This is a genomic window from Paenibacillus forsythiae T98, assembly GCF_000520735.1.
Lineage (GTDB): Bacteria > Bacillota > Bacilli > Paenibacillales > Paenibacillaceae > Paenibacillus_AQ > Paenibacillus_AQ forsythiae.
Map to the genome: position 1 here is coordinate 1 of NZ_ASSC01000330.1, position 15,248 is coordinate 15,248.

The 15,248-nt window shown below is 50.1% G+C and carries 15 protein-coding genes, 3 tRNA genes and 1 pseudogene; 6 read left to right on the forward strand and 13 right to left on the reverse strand.

The window, feature by feature from the left end; genetic code table 11:
* Positions 1–196: hypothetical protein (locus L692_RS32625; protein WP_036723175.1), on the forward strand; the 196-nt coding region annotated here is incomplete at its 5' end.
* Here the strand turns inward: L692_RS32625 and L692_RS28425 are convergent.
* The 6 genes and pseudogenes from L692_RS28425 to L692_RS0110720 all read right to left on the reverse strand — a co-directional run.
* Positions 190–1,098 (reverse strand): annotated as a pseudogene (locus L692_RS28425) (CpaF family protein); the annotation flags it as partial. The gene L692_RS32625 and the pseudogene L692_RS28425 sit on opposite strands and share 7 nt — an antisense overlap.
* A complete protein-coding gene (locus L692_RS0110700; RefSeq protein ID WP_051503477.1) occupies positions 1,091–2,257 on the reverse strand; it encodes a P-loop NTPase family protein in 1,167 nt (388 codons plus the stop codon). The pseudogene L692_RS28425 and the gene L692_RS0110700, both read right to left, overlap by 8 nt.
* Positions 2,258–2,510: 253 nt before the next feature.
* Positions 2,511–3,221 (reverse strand): DsbA family protein, encoded by a 711-nt coding sequence (locus L692_RS0110705; RefSeq protein ID WP_025699717.1) that lies wholly within the window; start codon positions 3,219–3,221, stop codon positions 2,511–2,513.
* A gap of 183 nt (positions 3,222–3,404) precedes the next feature.
* The gene (locus L692_RS30605) at positions 3,405–4,577 is read right to left on the reverse strand and encodes a YrpD family protein (protein WP_025699719.1); all 1,173 of its coding nucleotides are present in this window, start codon (positions 4,575–4,577) and stop codon (positions 3,405–3,407) included.
* 608 nt (positions 4,578–5,185) lie between these two features.
* Positions 5,186–5,731 (reverse strand): thiol-disulfide oxidoreductase DCC family protein, encoded by a 546-nt coding sequence (locus tag L692_RS0110715; protein WP_312000931.1) that lies wholly within the window; start codon positions 5,729–5,731, stop codon positions 5,186–5,188.
* A 98-nt stretch (positions 5,732–5,829) separates the two neighbouring features.
* The gene (locus tag L692_RS0110720; protein WP_025699724.1) at positions 5,830–6,108 is read right to left on the reverse strand and encodes a hypothetical protein; all 279 of its coding nucleotides are present in this window, start codon (positions 6,106–6,108) and stop codon (positions 5,830–5,832) included.
* Between the two features lie 267 nt (positions 6,109–6,375).
* On the opposite strand from L692_RS0110720, the gene L692_RS0110725 reads away from it, so the two are divergent.
* The 3 genes from L692_RS0110725 to L692_RS0110735 are packed head-to-tail and all read left to right on the forward strand — an operon-like array spanning position 6,376 to position 9,427.
* Entirely contained in the window at positions 6,376–7,452 is a 1,077-nt protein-coding gene (locus tag L692_RS0110725) for a FecCD family ABC transporter permease (RefSeq protein ID WP_025699725.1), read from the forward strand.
* Positions 7,452–8,261 carry an ABC transporter ATP-binding protein gene (locus L692_RS0110730; RefSeq protein ID WP_198027737.1) on the forward strand — a complete coding sequence of 270 codons (810 nt, stop codon included), beginning with the start codon at positions 7,452–7,454 and terminating at the stop codon, positions 8,259–8,261. The genes L692_RS0110725 and L692_RS0110730 overlap by 1 nt, the downstream gene beginning before the upstream one ends.
* 38 nt (positions 8,262–8,299) lie before the next feature.
* Positions 8,300–9,427, forward strand: a complete 1,128-nt coding sequence (locus tag L692_RS0110735) for an ABC transporter substrate-binding protein (RefSeq protein WP_025699728.1) — start codon at positions 8,300–8,302, stop codon at positions 9,425–9,427.
* A gap of 125 nt (positions 9,428–9,552) precedes the next feature.
* On the opposite strand, the gene L692_RS0110740 is transcribed toward L692_RS0110735, so the two are convergent.
* Positions 9,553–9,987, reverse strand: coding sequence for an organic hydroperoxide resistance protein (locus L692_RS0110740; protein WP_025699729.1), 435 nt, complete (start codon positions 9,985–9,987; stop codon positions 9,553–9,555).
* A gap of 182 nt (positions 9,988–10,169) precedes the next feature.
* Here L692_RS0110740 and L692_RS0110745 point away from each other — a divergent pair, with 182 nt between their 5' ends.
* Positions 10,170–10,649 (forward strand): glutathione peroxidase, encoded by a 480-nt coding sequence (locus tag L692_RS0110745; protein ID WP_025699731.1) that lies wholly within the window; start codon positions 10,170–10,172, stop codon positions 10,647–10,649.
* A 148-nt stretch (positions 10,650–10,797) separates the two neighbouring features.
* Here the strand turns inward: L692_RS0110745 and cysK are convergent, their stop codons facing one another.
* From cysK to L692_RS0110760, 3 genes are all read right to left on the reverse strand, one after another.
* Positions 10,798–11,730, reverse strand: coding sequence for a cysteine synthase A (cysK, locus tag L692_RS0110750; protein WP_025699732.1), 933 nt, complete (start codon positions 11,728–11,730; stop codon positions 10,798–10,800).
* 157 nt (positions 11,731–11,887) lie between these two features.
* Positions 11,888–11,970, reverse strand: a tRNA-Leu gene (locus tag L692_RS0110755).
* Positions 11,971–12,036: 66 nt separating this feature from the next.
* The gene (locus L692_RS0110760) at positions 12,037–12,405 is read right to left on the reverse strand and encodes a helix-turn-helix domain-containing protein (protein ID WP_025699733.1); all 369 of its coding nucleotides are present in this window, start codon (positions 12,403–12,405) and stop codon (positions 12,037–12,039) included.
* 429 nt (positions 12,406–12,834) lie between these two features.
* On the opposite strand from L692_RS0110760, the gene L692_RS0110770 reads away from it, so the two are divergent.
* Positions 12,835–13,461, forward strand: a complete 627-nt coding sequence (locus tag L692_RS0110770; RefSeq protein WP_025699736.1) for a nitrogen regulation protein NR(II) — start codon at positions 12,835–12,837, stop codon at positions 13,459–13,461.
* 180 nt (positions 13,462–13,641) lie between these two features.
* Here L692_RS0110770 and L692_RS0110775 read toward each other — a convergent pair.
* The 3 genes from L692_RS0110775 to L692_RS0110785 form a co-directional block, all read right to left on the reverse strand.
* Positions 13,642–13,724, reverse strand: a tRNA-Leu gene (locus tag L692_RS0110775).
* A gap of 116 nt (positions 13,725–13,840) precedes the next feature.
* Positions 13,841–13,912: transfer RNA gene (locus L692_RS0110780), tRNA-Glu, on the reverse strand.
* A gap of 172 nt (positions 13,913–14,084) precedes the next feature.
* Positions 14,085–15,248, reverse strand: a 1,164-nt coding sequence (locus L692_RS0110785; protein WP_025699737.1) for an ABC transporter substrate-binding protein, incomplete at its 5' end; no start/stop codon positions are given.

Here is a 15,248-nt window from a genome sequence, read left to right on the forward strand (position 1 = left end):
ATCGCTGTCTGGAATTCCGCGCTTAACCGAGTTGGCCGGCTTGGCCGACGCCTGGCCTTACCTTGATGATCAGGAGAAAAAAGACCTGGTTTACACCATCTTCGCCCAGATCGTAATTAATACAGACCTCAAGCAGGTCAAGGGCGTCAAAAATAAGTTCTTTGATGCTTATATTCAGGAGATTACATTCAATTGATTCCACAAACTACTCGATGGAGATCCATCATGGCCAGTATTCATCGCCTGCAGCATGTCAAGCGCCTCTGGGCCGCGCACCTCGCCGACGACAATCCGGTTCGGCCGCATCCGCAGCGATGAGCGGATCAGATCGCGGATGGTAATTTCCCCCTTGCCCTCCGTGTTGGCGTTCCTGGTCTCCAGGGATACCAGATTAGGCACGGTTACGATTTGCAGCTCCGCCGAATCCTCAATCGTAATGACTCTCTCCTGCGGAGGAATGAATTGGGACAAGGCGTTCAGGAAAGTCGTCTTGCCCGAACCCGTTCCGCCGCTGATAAAAATATTGTATTTGGCGTCTACGAGCGTCTTAAGCAGCTCAGCGGCTTCCCTGCTGATGGCCTCCCGGCGAACCAGATCATCCATAGTCATCGGCGACTCGGGAAACTTCCGGATCGTCATGGCAGGACCCTTCAGCGCAACGGGCGGAAGCACAATATTGACCCGCGACCCGTCTTTTAAGCGGGCGTCGACAATCGGCGATGATTCGTTGACTGCGCGGTTGACATCGGAGACGACAATCTGGATAATATCCTCCAGTCTGGACGCCGATTCAAACGCCAGCGGCAGACGCCGGATCTCTCCCTCCTCTTCGACAAAAATATCTTCGTGGCTGTTAATCATAATCTCGCTGATCGCCGGATTGTCCACAAGCGGCTGAAGCACATCCAGACCGCGGAAGGAATCGAACAGCCTCCGGACAAGCGCGCGCTTCTCCTGAGCCGTTAATGGCCTTAGCTCTTCCCGCTCAAAAATCGTCCTTTCGATATGCGAGATCAGCTCGCCGTTTCCCACGGAGGAGGTTACATCCAGCCCTGAACGTATATCGCTGCGAAGAACCCGGAACAGTCCGTCATTCATGAATTCTCTCCGTTGATCCGGGCGCAGGCTGCGGGATTCCCGCAAGCATTCCGCATAGCTGCCGGATGCCCCGCTGAAAGAGCGGCGAATTAAGACTCAGCTCTCCGCGGTTTGGCAGATTCCAGGAGGAAATGAAAGGCAGCAGGACATCCGGCCCTATCCCTTCGGTGAACGGTATTTGCGGAGCATTCTCCCTTGCAAAATTTACAGCAAACAGGCACTTCCCGGACAATTCGGATGTCATCCCGGAGTGCGGTGACGTCAGATGCGACAGCCACCTTTCGGTTTTGTACACACCCGCCTCGTCGTCTCTCAGCACCCACACCAGACGCCCGCAGCACTGCAGCACCGCCCCGGCGCGTTCCTCCCCGATGCTGCCCGTATCAACGATCACGATATCGTAGCGGCCATCCCTGGTCAGCAGTTCCATCAGCTCCTGCGCATCCCTTGCGCTCATTTGCAGCATTTCCTTGACATTGCCGACCGGTCTGAAGGTATCGCAGTGCAGCGCGTCCAGTCTTACCGCATAGCGCCCAATGCCGATTTCCGGAGCGTCATCACCATCCTTGGATGCCTGGATTTCGTACAACAGCCGCTCCATCCCCGGACCATTTCCCCAGGAAGGATGCAGAAACAGCCCGCTGCTGTTCACTGTCTCCAGGTTCAGATAAAATACAGACAATCCCTGGCACCCGAACTGCTTGGCCAGATTCATCGCTACCGTCGTTTTGCCGCTGCTGCCGCTGCCGGACACAATTCCAAGCAGCAGCGTGCCTTCATTCAATCCGGAAACCGTTCGGCTCCGGCGTACCTCGCACAACTGAAGCACAGAAGACAGCAGCGACGGCAGCGCTTGATATTTTGCAATCCGTTTGCCGCCGATGGTATTCTTGTTCCCCGTGATCGCCGCACCGCCGACTTCCTCCAGAATCGCCCACGGCACCTCCGCCCTGCCTTCAACGAGCCACGCCTCAATGAATGCGGGATCGCCGACAACCGCGTCAGGCGCCTCGCCGCTCCTCATGTACTCCGTAAAGGTGTCCATTCGACTGAACGCCTTCATTTTCAGCATTTCGCCATACTCGCTATGGTGGATATAGTGCAGCAGCGGCTCGATGTACTGGGTTTCACGCACGGCGAGCACGATGTTAGCGGCCACTAATCTTCCCCCTTTCTTTAAATTCCTCGTAATTTTACTTATAAGAAGACAGCAAAAAAGCACCGCCAATAACCGCGATAAACGGTCAATTGAACGGTGCTTCCGTTACTATTCCTATAATTTACAGTCATACTAGCATATTTATTGGAATGCGGCAATATTTAAAAATCGGAATAAAGTGGATCGTCTGATTGCAAATGTTCCGGAGAGAGACCCAAGGCGGCATCACGCCGCTGAATCCGCATATAGCTATTCAAAAAGACGTGCCTGATAATTGATTTTCGATAGCTGTAGCCAGCGCCTCATAAGAGGAATCTGGCAGCAGGACGCCATTAACCATGAATTGAGGAGTTCCATTGACCCCATAATGTCCAGCTGTTTTATAATCTTCTTTAACATCTAGCATGTACTTATGTTCTTTCAAGTCTTTTTCAAATAAAGCATAATCAATATTATTAATGTTGCTCTTTACAAAATCAAGGATAAAATCTTGTGTAGCCCAAATTTTAGTCTCATCCCCTTGATGGTCGTACAGCTTCTCATAGTACTCCCAGAACTTGCTGTTATCCTGCTTAGCGATTGCTTCTCCGGCGCTTGCCGCCAAAATAGAGTCTCGATCAATAAATGCATAGTTTATAAAAAACAATTGTACTTTACCAGTATCAATAAACTCATTCTTAAATCGTTCCCAGTTCGCATCCTTCCATTTTTTGCAGGCAGGACATTTAAAATCGGCATATTCAATCACGTTAACTTTAGCATCACGATTTCCAAGATGAGGCTGCTTTTCGTATTTTAATTCTTTAACATCATAATTACCTTTGATTTCTGTATAGTTCGGCAGTTCTTCCATAGCTGATATTTTAGTGATATTATTGTTATATACAACCAAAAGGATGACACAGATTACAGTTAATATTAATAAAGACAAAACTATATACTTTGTATTTTTCCTTATTTTCATTTTTTCTTTCCTCTTTTCTCAATTAAACATATCAAAGAGTAACATAATCGGGAAGAATGCTGCCGCTTTCAATAATTTGTTCATCCTACAATAATCATCTGATGTTAAAATATCAAAATAACTAAAAGGATTAATATGTAGCCAATTTCCCGGTACACCTACCGGGAAATTGGCTACACTTAGTTATAAACCAGTTGTGTTAATAGTAACATTATTGCTAGCATCTCGGGTTACTGTAGCATAATCTTGATCCGGGGTACTAAAAGCACTGCTTGGAACTGCTACTCCATCAACTTTAATAGAACTAAATATTGCATAATTCTTACCATAATTATCTCCAGTAACAGTTGATAATACTTTCCATTTATTCAAACTTGAAGCGGCGATATTGTAAGAAGTATTGGATGTCATTATTGTAGTTAGGAGAGTATCATTTGAATCCGAACACCCAAGATTTGCACAAATAGCAGTTCCGTCAATTTTCATTCGAATTTTCCCACTGTAATTATACCAAGCATAGAGTATAACTTGAGAGCCAGGTTTATAAGCATTGGCTGACTGTACTTGATTATAGGACGGATCAAAGCTGGAGTTAGAAGTGCTGCCATTGATTTGCATTGTAGGCTTCCAACCCGTTTCGGTTCCGCCAGGTCCCACATCTGAATCAAACATCAATCCCATATCAGCGCCATTGCTTCCTGCAACAAACCCGGAATAGGTATATGCGTTCTCACCGGTAGACCGGGAAACCTGTGCAGCTGAAGCCAAAGTGACAGAAGAAGAAATATACGTTCCGCTCTTCACTATGTACTGTCTTCCACCGATACCATCAGGTAAATCAGCTGCAGTCGAGATAAGGCCTTGTTTCAAGTATACATCTCCTGTGTCTGAACCAGCATCTACACTCTCTGATGAATTGGCAGACGTATCGACATTTGTTTCTTTCCGATTAATCGGAAGAAACATTGCTTTCTTTTGATGATTCGAGTTTTCTTCATATAAGTAGTAACTATCTTCTCCAACACTGATGTAATTGTAAATATGATCTTCAGAAACGGTTTTTAGCCCCTTTAGATTTTTCATAAGTTTCTCTTTTGCTACTTCATTTGAAGCTTCAGCAATAAAATCATCAATTTGATTTTGAGAAACCCCCAGTTTATTTTGAACATTAATCACTTCTTCCTGCCCATTGATGGAATCTACCGACTTTCCCGGCTCTGCACTTACAGATGATGAAAAAAATAACGAAGAAATGATTGATACGGAAAGTAATGCATTTTTCAAGTTCAAAATTCTTCCTCCTTTAAATTGCATATTCTTTTCAAAAATAATAAATATAGATATTTTTCCCTCCAAACCTCCTTTAAAAAGAAAAATATGGTATAACAAAGTCCATTTTAGTTTCGCTGCCGCTAAATTACAACCTATATTTTTCTATATATTAAAAGTATATCTAATTATTAAAATAAATCCCTTGGAATTAATGCAGCCAATATTCAAAGTGCGCTGCCGCAGCATGCTTGAAACACCGCTATGTTCCCGCGCCAATCCCAGCGGCTCAGCGACTTCATCTAGGAACAGGGGTTCCGTTGACGTCTCTGTTTCAATCCCTGCTTGGTTCTCTTTGCTAAACGTAAGAGGCTCTATCAGATTGGCACATAATGACGCATACGATATAGAGCATAATATAACTGAAATGATTGCGGTTACATTTCTGGATGCTCATCACTCCGCCGCGCATGGAACGCTCATAACGCATCCTCTTCGGATTAGCATTTTTACGAGGTCGATGTCATCAGGTCCCGCGACCGGTTCACCGTGACAAATTCAGGCAAGAAGCAATATGATAAGGGGTTTTAAAAAATAAGATAGCGCTGTAGTTGGAAAGAAAAACGGCTGGGGTAGACGTTCATATACTCCGTTTCGTATTGGCGGGGAAGAGAACGGATAGGCGCGAAGCTTTCTTACGATAAAAAACGCCGCCGGATCTCCGGTGCAGGCACAAGGCAATGATCATCGCGGCCGAACCAGCGGTAGCGATTCTTGGCCACGTACCGGTACAGCCTGTTGCGGAGCGGAGCCGGCACGGCGATCAGCAGATAAACAGTCGGCCAGGGAAAGCGAAGCTTGCGCAGAATACGAAGGACAGCTGCCGATTCCGTATAATATATTCCCTCCTCCACAAGCACAACCGTATCCAGGCGATGAACGTCCAGTCCGCCCCTTTCCAGTAGGCTCTGCCCGATATCGCTCTGCAGCGGTGCGAAATAGAAGTGACCTTTCGGATCGCGGGGAATAATAAAGGTCGTCAGCCGCCCGCACAGGTGGCAAACGCCGTCGATCAGCACGATAGAAGCCCCTTCGGCATCTGCGGATTTCCGGGGCGCTTCCACCTTCGCCAGCTCTTTCATTTTCAACCATTCCTTCGCCTTTTTCTGCTTCTCCGTCTTTCCTTGCTCTTTAGGCAACCCCCGCCCGGCGGATCGTTGCTCTCTGCTCATATCAGGCATCCGGCTCACCTCCTTCCTTCATATTCTATCTTTTCCCGTTTTACGCAAAACAAAAACGCGGGAATCTTCCCGCGCTTCCAGGTTCCTGCCAACCGCCATTACTCGGCTGTAGTCTTCTCGATCCAGTTGTCACCGACCATTTGATCTTCCAGCTCTCCGGTGAAAGCCTCCATACATTTGCAAATAAAGTCTTTGCGGCAAATCGGACAGGGAGTCTTCAGCAGGCGGCTGATGTTCGTCATTCTCCATTCCGGGAACCGATGGTAGAACGCACGGCATTCCGTTCCGTCAGCAAGCTTAATAATGAATTCGTACAACCCTTCCTTATCGTTGCTGCTGGCCTTCGTCACGTTCGTGATTACCGGTTTATAAGACATGTTCATCACCTGTTATTTTAAATTTTGGCTAATTCAATTGTAAATGATCGTATGTTCAGATACTTAGACATCTTAAAGAATTTTAGGAGTGATGTCAACCGAAGCGCGAATATCGCTGTCATTTTCATTCGAATTATGTCTAATCATATATAAAAATAATTGAAATATGCTAAATGTCATAACAACATTTATTTTTTTATATCAAAATGTAAAAAACTTAAGTTTTACAGGCTGTTTCAGAAAAAAATCAGAAAAGGAGGCTGAAGGATGACCGCAATAAGGACACAACCTTCCGAAATGCCGGGTCAAACGACGGAATCCTCCAGTAAACGCAGACGGATGCTCCGGATCGCTCTGACCGCCGGATTGCCGATTGCTGTGCTGCTCCTCTCCTTTACAGTCGGACGTTACAGCGTCTCGCTGTCCCAGATGGTGGAGATTATCAGATCTGGCTTGCCGGGCGGCCAGCCAGATCCGGGACTGGATTCCGTAAGCACCATTCTGTTCCATGTGCGCATTCCGCGAATCGCCGCCGCCTTGCTCGTCGGCGGAGCATTGGCCGCCGCCGGGGCTTCGTACCAGGGCTTGTTCCGCAATCCGATGGTATCGCCGGATATTCTGGGCGCCTCAGCCGGTGCGGGATTCGGCGCGGCGCTGTCGATGCTGCTGTCGCTTGGTCCGGCGGGCATTCAAGCGGTATCGTTCCTGCTCGGTATCGGGGCGGTGGCGTTGACCTACACCATCGGATCGCTTGTCAGCCGCAGAGGGGGGGCGGTGCTTTCCCTGGTGCTGACCGGGATCGTCATTTCCACCGTGTTCAGTTCGTTCACTTCGATTATCAAGCTGGCCGCCGATCCCGACAACAAGCTTCCCGCCATCACCTTTTGGCTGATGGGAGGCTTGTCTCTTGTCGGACTGGATGATTTAAAAATCCTTGCGCCGCTCGTGCTCATCGGCTTGATTCCGCTGCTCCTGCTGCGCTGGAAGCTGAACGTGCTGTCCTTTGGCGAGGAGGAAGCCCAGTCGCTCGGAGTCAATACCGGCAGAATCCGTATTGTCACCATCATATGCTCTACCCTGCTGACCGCCGCCTCCGTTTCCGTAAGCGGCATGATCGGCTGGGTAGGTCTGATCATCCCTCATCTCTCACGCATGGTCGTCGGGCCGAATTACAAAGTGCTGCTGCCCGTTTCCGCGCTTTATGGCGCATGCTATCTGCTGCTTGTCGATGATATTGCCCGCAGCGCGCTTACCATGGAAATTCCGCTTGGAATCCTGACCTCCCTGATTGGGGCTCCGTTTTTCGTTGTGCTGCTCCTTACGGGAAAAAGGGGGTGGGACTGATGCTCGAAGTCGAGAATCTCTCCTGCGGATATGGCAGTCAGCCAATCGTCAAGGAGGTTTCTTTTTCCGTTCAGTCCGGAGAGATTATGTGTCTGCTCGGCCCTAATGGGGCAGGCAAAACTACCTTGTTCAAGACCTTGCTGGCCTTTCTGAAGCCTTTGGGGGGAACCGTCAAAATTAAAGGGCAGAGCACCGAGGGATGGTCCAGACAGATGCTGGCCCGGGCCGTGGGCTACGTCCCCCAGGCGCACGGCGCCCCTTTTCCGTTCAGCGTCTTCGACGTGGTTACCATGGGCCGCACCGCCCACCTCGGGCTGTTCGCCTCACCGAGCTCCAAAGACCGGAGCATTGCCGATGAAGCTCTGCAAAGGCTTCAGATCACTTATCTGCGGGATCGGACATACACCGAGCTGAGCGGCGGGGAGCGGCAGATGGTGCTGATCGCCCGGGCGCTGGCGCAGCAGCCGGACATTCTGATTATGGACGAGCCGACCTCCAATCTGGACTTCGGCAATCAGATCCGCATGCTGGAACAGATCCGGCTGCTCAGCAACCGCGGAATGACGGTCGTCATGACATCGCATTTCCCGGATCACGCCTTTTTATGCTCGGACAAGGTGGCGCTCCTGCGCCGCGGCCTGCCCTTCCTGGCAGGCTCCGTGCAGGAGGTGGTAACCTCCGACAATTTGAAATCCGCCTACGGCATTGATGTCGAGATCGCGGAGCTAACCGCCGCCACAGGAGAGAACGTCAAGACATGCGTTCCGCTTATGCGGACGGAAGGTCAATTGCTTGAAGGGCTATCCTAGCCAAATTTCATCATACGCAAACAATAGGAGGATTTATCATGCAAAGAAGATTCAAGGAAAAAAGCTTGCTGGCGCTCATACTCTCCACTGCGTTAATCCTGCCCCTGGCAGGATGCGGAGGAAATAATACCAATGAGAATGCCTCGAACACCGGAACCAACGCATCCCCGGCAGCGTCCACGCAGCCGACTTCCTCGCAGACGACCGGGGCAGGCAAGACCATTACGGATACCGACGGACGCCAGGTGACGATTCCCTTGGAAATCAATAAAATCGCCGACGCCTGGCCCGCTCATAATGAAGTCGTAACGATCCTTGGAGCCGGCGGCAAAATCGTGTCCACCATCTCCACTAAGAAATCCGTGCCCTGGCTGTACAAAATTAATCCGCAGATGAATAATGCTGTGACCGCCTTCACCAAATCCGAGGCGCAGATGGAAGAGGTGCTGAAGAACAAGCCTGACATCGCCTTCGCGTCAACCGGTTCTCCGCTAATTCAGCCTCTGGAGAATGCCGGAATTCCGACCGTTGCGCTGAACTTTACGAACTTTGACGAGATGAAGGAATGCTTCCGGCTGACGGGGGATATTCTCGGGGAAGATGCGCGTACCCGGGCCGATTCCTTTATCAGCTATCTGGATGGCAAGCTTGAGCAGATTACGGCTGTAACGTCCAAGATTCCCGAGCCGGAGAAACCGAAGGTATTGCATATCCAGTCCCTGTCGCCGCTTCAGGTCGACGGCAAGGATACGATGATCCAGAACTGGATTGAAGTGGCTGGCGGCGTCAATGCCGCTCAAGAGCTTAGCGGCAACATGAAGCCGGTGAGTCTGGAGCAGATTATTGCCTGGAATCCGGACTATATCATGATCGGCAGCGGCCTGAAGGATACCGACCACGTCATGGACGATCCCGCATGGAAGACGCTGAATGCCGTCAAGAACGGCCATGTCTATAACAACCCGAGCGGCGCTTTCCTCTGGGACCGCTACGGCGCCGAAGCCGCGCTGCAAATTCAATGGGCGGCCAAGACGCTGCATCCCAATCTGTTCCCGGATCTGAACATCGTACAGGAAACTGTAAGCTTCTATAAGCAGTTCCTGAATTACGATCTTACGAATGAAGAAGCGCAGCTGATCATTGACAGCAAACCACCGGTAGAGTAATAACAGTATAAACTCAGTCTACTTGCCATTCGAACAAAAGACTCGTTTCCCGCATTAACTCACGCGGAAACGAGTCTTTTTTGCACCTGTCCCGAACAGTTGCGTCTGTCAGCCCGGTGAGGGAATTACTGCCGGCTTAGCTCCAGCACATTAAGCTCCACTTCGATATTCCCTCTCGTCGCTTTGGAGTACGGACAGAAATCATGGGCTTTTTTCGCCAAATCCTCCGCCTTGTCATGGTCAACGCCCGACATTTTCACATCAAGCCGCACAGACAGCTTAAATCCTCCGTCGCTCTCATCTTTACCGATGGATACATTCGACGTAACCTCCACATCCTGAAGCTTGACGCCCTCCTTGCGGGCAACATTGGCCAGCGCGCTTTCATAGCAGGCGCCGTATCCCGCAGCGAACAGCTGCTCCGGATTCGTGCCCGTCCCTCCCGGACCGCCCAGTTCCCTGGGCATGCTGAGATTATGCTTCAAAGCGCCGTCGGAGGATTCAAATGAGCCTTCACGCCCCCCGCGAACCGTCGCGGCAGCCGTATACAATGCTTTCATGAATATCGTCTCCTTTATAATCCAATTTCACCCTGGCATACCTTTAATTAAACTTGAGGCGCGGTTTGAAACGAGAATTACAAAAAACTTTAATTTTTCTGAAAAAACCCTTGATTTGATCCATAGATTGTTTAAAATTAAATTGTGATAAATATATTATGGTTAGAGGAGGATTTCAGATAATGAGCGTTTATGATTACCATGCCAATACCCTGCGCGGTCAGGAAGAATCGTTGTCCAAGTATAAAGGCAAGGTGCTGCTTATTGTGAATACGGCCAGCAAGTGCGGGTTCACCCCTCAATACAAAGGTCTCCAGGAAATCTACGAAAAATTCAAGGATCGCGGCTTTGAAGTCCTCGGCTTTCCCAGCAACCAGTTTGCGTCGCAAGAGCCCGGCAGCAGCGAGGAAATCCAGCAGTTCTGCCAGCTCAACTACGGCGTCTCCTTTCCGATGTATGAAAAAATCGAGGTTAACGGCAGCAATGCCCATCCGCTATACCAATATTTAACGAAGAAGGCTCCCGGCGCGCTCGGCTCCAAAAGCGTAAAGTGGAACTTTACCAAATTCCTGGTCGACCGTGAAGGACGGGTGCTGAAACGCTTTGCCCCGACAACGGCCCCTGAAAGCATCGAAGATGAAATTGAAACTCTCCTGGATTGAATGACGGTGCAGCTGGCTACTCTCCGGGACAAGAAAAAAGGATTGAGCAGCATCACTCTCCTGCTCAATCCTTTTCGTTTATCCAGGCAAGCCGTGATTTAGCGACAAACCAGCCATGCTCGCTCGTTCCTTAAAGCCTCTTCTAGCGCTATTCCTCGGGAAATAATTCGGTGGATATGTATCGTTCACCGGTATCCGGCAGCAGGACGACGATGTTCTTGCCGCGATTTTCCGGACGTTTGGACAACTGATAAGCGGCGAATGCTGCGGCCCCGGAAGAAATCCCCACTAAAACCCCTTCCTTCCTTGCCAGCCTTTGCGACGTGGCAATCGCTTCCTCATCCTTTACCGTGATGATCTCGTCCACTATCGCCCGGTTGAAGTTCCCCGGCACGAAGCCCGCGCCGATACCTTGAATGGCATGCGGCCCCCGCTTTCCGCCGGACAGAACAGGCGAGCCGGAAGGTTCCACGGCAACGATCCGCACCTGCGGATTATGCTGCTTCAGAACCTCTCCGACGCCTGTAATCGTCCCTCCCGTACCGACGCCCGCCACGAAAATATCCACTCTTCCATCCGTGTCTCTCCAAATTTCTTCACCGGTAGTCTTCCGGTGCACATCAGGGTTGGCCGGGTGCTCGAACTGCTGCGGGATGTAGGAGTTCGGTATATCGCCGGACAGCTCCTTCGCTTTGCGGATCGCGCCCGCCATGCCTTCCGAAGCCTGGGTCAGCACCAATTCCGCCCCAAGCTGCTTCAGAAGCTTACGACGCTCCAGACTGAAGGATTCGGGCAAAATAATAATCAGCCGGTAACCCAGCGCCGCCGCCGCAAAGGCAAGACCGATACCGGTATTTCCGCTGGTCGGTTCAATAATCGTTGTTTCCTTGTTAATAAGCCCCTTGTCTTCCGCATCCTTGATCATGGCGTATCCGATCCGGTCCTTCACGCTGCCCGCCGGATTAAAGTATTCCAGCTTCGCCAGGATGGTCGCCGCCGCGCCTTCCTCCTTGAAGCTGGACAATTCGAGCAGCGGCGTATTTCCAATCAGCTCGGTCAAGTTCTTGACAATTCTCCCCATTTGTATAGCCTCCCAAAATCAGAATTTTTAATAACAATATCCTTCTCTATTCCAACGAAAGCACTTGGTATTTAAAAGCATACCGGAATTCCCATCACTTGTAAAATCGCCATATGTACAACAAAAAAAGCCTTGCTCAGCAAGGCTTCTTTCTGTATGCGGTAGAGAGGACTCGAACCTCCACGGGCATACGCCCACTACCCCCTCAAGATAGCGTGTCTGCCATTCCACCACTACCGCGCGGTGAATCATTTTCAGACCAACACAAGTTATTATACTCGCTTCTTCCTCAAAAGTAAAGCTAAATTATTCAGGAAGCTGCTCATCCTGTTTCCGTCTGCGGTATTCGGCAAAAGCAAGATATTCTTTAATGAATTCCTTCTCCCGAGGCTGCAGCTCATCGAAATGGCAATTGGATTGCCGTATATGCTCAAAAAAATAATCCTCGCTTCCTTCACGCAGTATGGACGCAGAAGTCTTGCCCAAGATGAGCCAGTCCAGACTGACGCCGAAAAAAGCGCCGATTTCGATTAACTTATGTGTTCCAGGCGTCGACTTGCCCCGTTTCCAATCTCCCATATTTCCTGTACTGATGCCAAGCTGCTCGCAGAATGCTTTTTTGGTCATACCTTTTTTATCAATCAAGTGCTCAATTCGATCATAAATGGACTGCATATCCAAATCGCCCTCCGGTATTATGACAAATGACTTAAATAAGTCATTATTTTATTGTAAAATGACGTAAAAAAGTATATAATTAGCTAATCTTATGCTTTAGTCCATTATATCACACGGCCGGAATGTCGATAAGAGGTGAGCGAGATGCGCAGCAAAAAGCCCATAACCCCTTACGGGTGGACCATCAAGCAGCGCCTGGCGGAGCTGAAGTTGAGTCAGAAAGATTTTTGCCATATGCACGGTATACCGCCCTCCCGCCTATCCAATCTAATCCACGGAACACGCATCGCCATGCGGTACCGAAGGCAGGTAAACCAGCTGCTGGATATCACCGCAAACGTTACGGGTGAAACGCGAAATAATTGATTTGTTTTTATCTGCTTAATCTTAGTATTCTATCCTGAAATCTGTCAAGGAGCGATCCCTTTGTCCAAAAGCGCCCTACCCCTCGCTATCCGCCTGATTCACTCTCTGCCAGGCATCGTTCTCGCGGTTGACAGGAACGGAATGATCGCCGCTGCGAACGAACCCTGGAAGAACTTCGGTATCGCTCTGGGTCTATCCACAAACTTTGAATGGACGGGGACAGACTATTTTGAAATGATGCGCGAGCTGGTGCTTCCATCAGACTCTATGCTGGAGTTAACCCAAGCCGTTCATTCCATCTTCTCATACGAGCGGCTCGTGTACAGCGGCAGGTTCCCCAAACCTCCAGCCCTGAAGGGCAGAAAATGGTTCCAGATTGAGGCCTTTCCCATACCTGGGGAGACGGAGCGGCCGGCCTCTCTTGTTCTTCTGTCCCACCGCTATATCTCTCAAGCCGCAGATCCGCACCCGGCCAAGCCGTCGGTTGATTCCCCGCATCGGAAGCCGCATTATTATCTGCCTGTCTGCGCTTCCTGCAAATCCGTCCGCAAGGGCGGAAAATGGATTCCGGTGGAACGATTTCTGAAGCAGCAACTACATACCGAAGTCACCCACGACATCTGTCCCGATTGCATCGCCCAGCTGTATCCCCAATATCCCGGCGCGTTGGAACGGTTGGCGGATTAACGCCGCAATGCCGTATTCCGAGTGGAACGCCTGCCGCAGACAGCCCGGGACTGGCCCTGCCGGCACGATGCCGCTGAAAGCCACATATCTGTCCTCCTGAAGCTATTCAATCCTCCAGATCCTTGCTCTCTCTTAATGAAAAAAGAACCCTGATTTCTCAGGATTCTTCCTTGGGTATGATGCGGTAGAGAGGACTCGAACCTCCACGGGCGTACGCCCACTACCCCCTCAAGATAGCGTGTCTGCCATTCCACCACTACCGCTTATAAGTGACCCGTAGGAGATACGCCTCGCAAGCGAGCCGACTGCGAAGTATTCCTTACGATGTCCATGCTCCGACGAACCATTTGGGGTTCTCATCCCCGATTCGAAGAAGATATGACCCGTAGGGGATTCGAACCCCTGTTACCTCCGTGAAAGGGAGGTGTCTTAACCCCTTGACCAACGGGCCATGATTTACTTTCACAACAAAAATGATTATAGCAAATCCATAGTCATTTGACAAGCACTATTTTTTCAAAAAAACCTTCCGTGCAGTATATCGCAAGATAGAAGGATAGCCGCCCCATTGACAAATGGAGCGGCATCCAGAACAGCCAAGCGATATTGGGAATCAAGCTTGCTTACGGATTAACCTTGGTTTCGAAAGTTTGCTTGCCGTCAACGAATTTCAGTACGACAGCAGCTTTAACCGGGTCATGCGATTCGTTCATGGAAATTTTGCCGGTAGCAAGCTGCAGATCCTTGGTCGCTGCCAGAGCATCTTTAATCTTGGCTGGCTCAGCTGCTCCCGCACGGGTAATCGCGTCAGCTACCAGCTTAACAGCGTCATAGCCAAGGGCTGCCATGCCGTCCGGTACTGCATCGCCGTTGGCCGCTTTGTATGCGTCAACGAAGGACTTAACTTCAGGAGCCGTGTCTTCCGGCGAATAGTGGTTGGACATGTAAGTGTTGTCCAGAGCTGCCGCGCCAGCGATTTCCGTAAGCTGCGGAGAATCCCAGCCGTCGCCGCCCATGAACGGAACGGTAATGCCCATTTCACGCGCCTGTTTCAGAATTTTGCCGACTTCTTCATAGTAGCCAGGCAGGTAAATAACATCCGGATTAGCTGCTTTGATACGTGTCAGTACGGCTTTGAAATCGGAGTCTTTTTGTTGGTAAGACTCTTTGCTCAGGATTTGTCCGCCGTTCTTGGTGAACGTTTCTTCGAAGAACTTTTGCAGACCTTTAGAGTAGTCACTGGAAGTGTCTGTGTAGATAACAGCCGTTTTGGCTTTCAGCGTGTTGCTTGCAAAGTTAGCCATAACTTGTCCTTGGAAAGGATCGATAAAGGAAGCGCGGAACACCCACTCGTTCACTTTGCCGGAACGCTCGTCAACCGTTACTTTCGGGTTGGTTGCAGAGGAGCTTACGAGCGGAATTTGTTTCTCCTGGGCAACCGGAACGATACCCAAAGTGTTCGTGGAAGTCGTTGAACCGATGATGGTTACAACTTTGTCAGTGGTAATCAGCTTTTGCGCGGCTTGCGTTGCTTCTTCGGATTTCGAGGCGTTATCGGCTTCAATCAGCTCCAGCTGTTTGCCGAGGACACCGCCTGCAGCGTTGATTTCCTTAACAGCCAGTTGAGCGCCTTTCAGAGCAGAGTCGCCAAAGGAAGCCTGGCCGCCTGTAAGCTCAAGGTCAGCTCCGATTTTGATAGTGTCTCCAGTAGAGCTGCCGCCATTTGCGGAACTTCCGCTGTTCTCTGTGTTGTTGCTGCCGCAGCCTGCTGCCAATACGGCAGTCAG

Excerpts from the sequence above, each read along its gene's own strand:
- L692_RS0110705 (WP_025699717.1), bottom strand. The coding sequence starts at position 3,221 with ATGAAAATAAGGAAAAATACAAAGTATATAGTTTTGTCTTTATTAATA.
- L692_RS0110715 (WP_312000931.1), bottom strand. The coding sequence starts at position 5,731 with ATGCCTGATATGAGCAGAGAGCAACGATCCGCCGGGCGGGGGTTGCCT.
- L692_RS0110720 (WP_025699724.1), bottom strand. The coding sequence starts at position 6,108 with ATGTCTTATAAACCGGTAATCACGAACGTGACGAAGGCCAGCAGCAAC.
- L692_RS0110725 (WP_025699725.1), top strand. The coding sequence starts at position 6,376 with ATGACCGCAATAAGGACACAACCTTCCGAAATGCCGGGTCAAACGACG.
- L692_RS0110730 (WP_198027737.1), top strand. The coding sequence starts at position 7,452 with ATGCTCGAAGTCGAGAATCTCTCCTGCGGATATGGCAGTCAGCCAATC.
- L692_RS0110735 (WP_025699728.1), top strand. The coding sequence starts at position 8,300 with ATGCAAAGAAGATTCAAGGAAAAAAGCTTGCTGGCGCTCATACTCTCC.
- L692_RS0110740 (WP_025699729.1), bottom strand. The coding sequence starts at position 9,987 with ATGAAAGCATTGTATACGGCTGCCGCGACGGTTCGCGGGGGGCGTGAA.
- L692_RS0110745 (WP_025699731.1), top strand. The coding sequence starts at position 10,170 with ATGAGCGTTTATGATTACCATGCCAATACCCTGCGCGGTCAGGAAGAA.
- cysK (WP_025699732.1), bottom strand. The coding sequence starts at position 11,730 with ATGGGGAGAATTGTCAAGAACTTGACCGAGCTGATTGGAAATACGCCG.
- L692_RS0110760 (WP_025699733.1), bottom strand. The coding sequence starts at position 12,405 with ATGCAGTCCATTTATGATCGAATTGAGCACTTGATTGATAAAAAAGGT.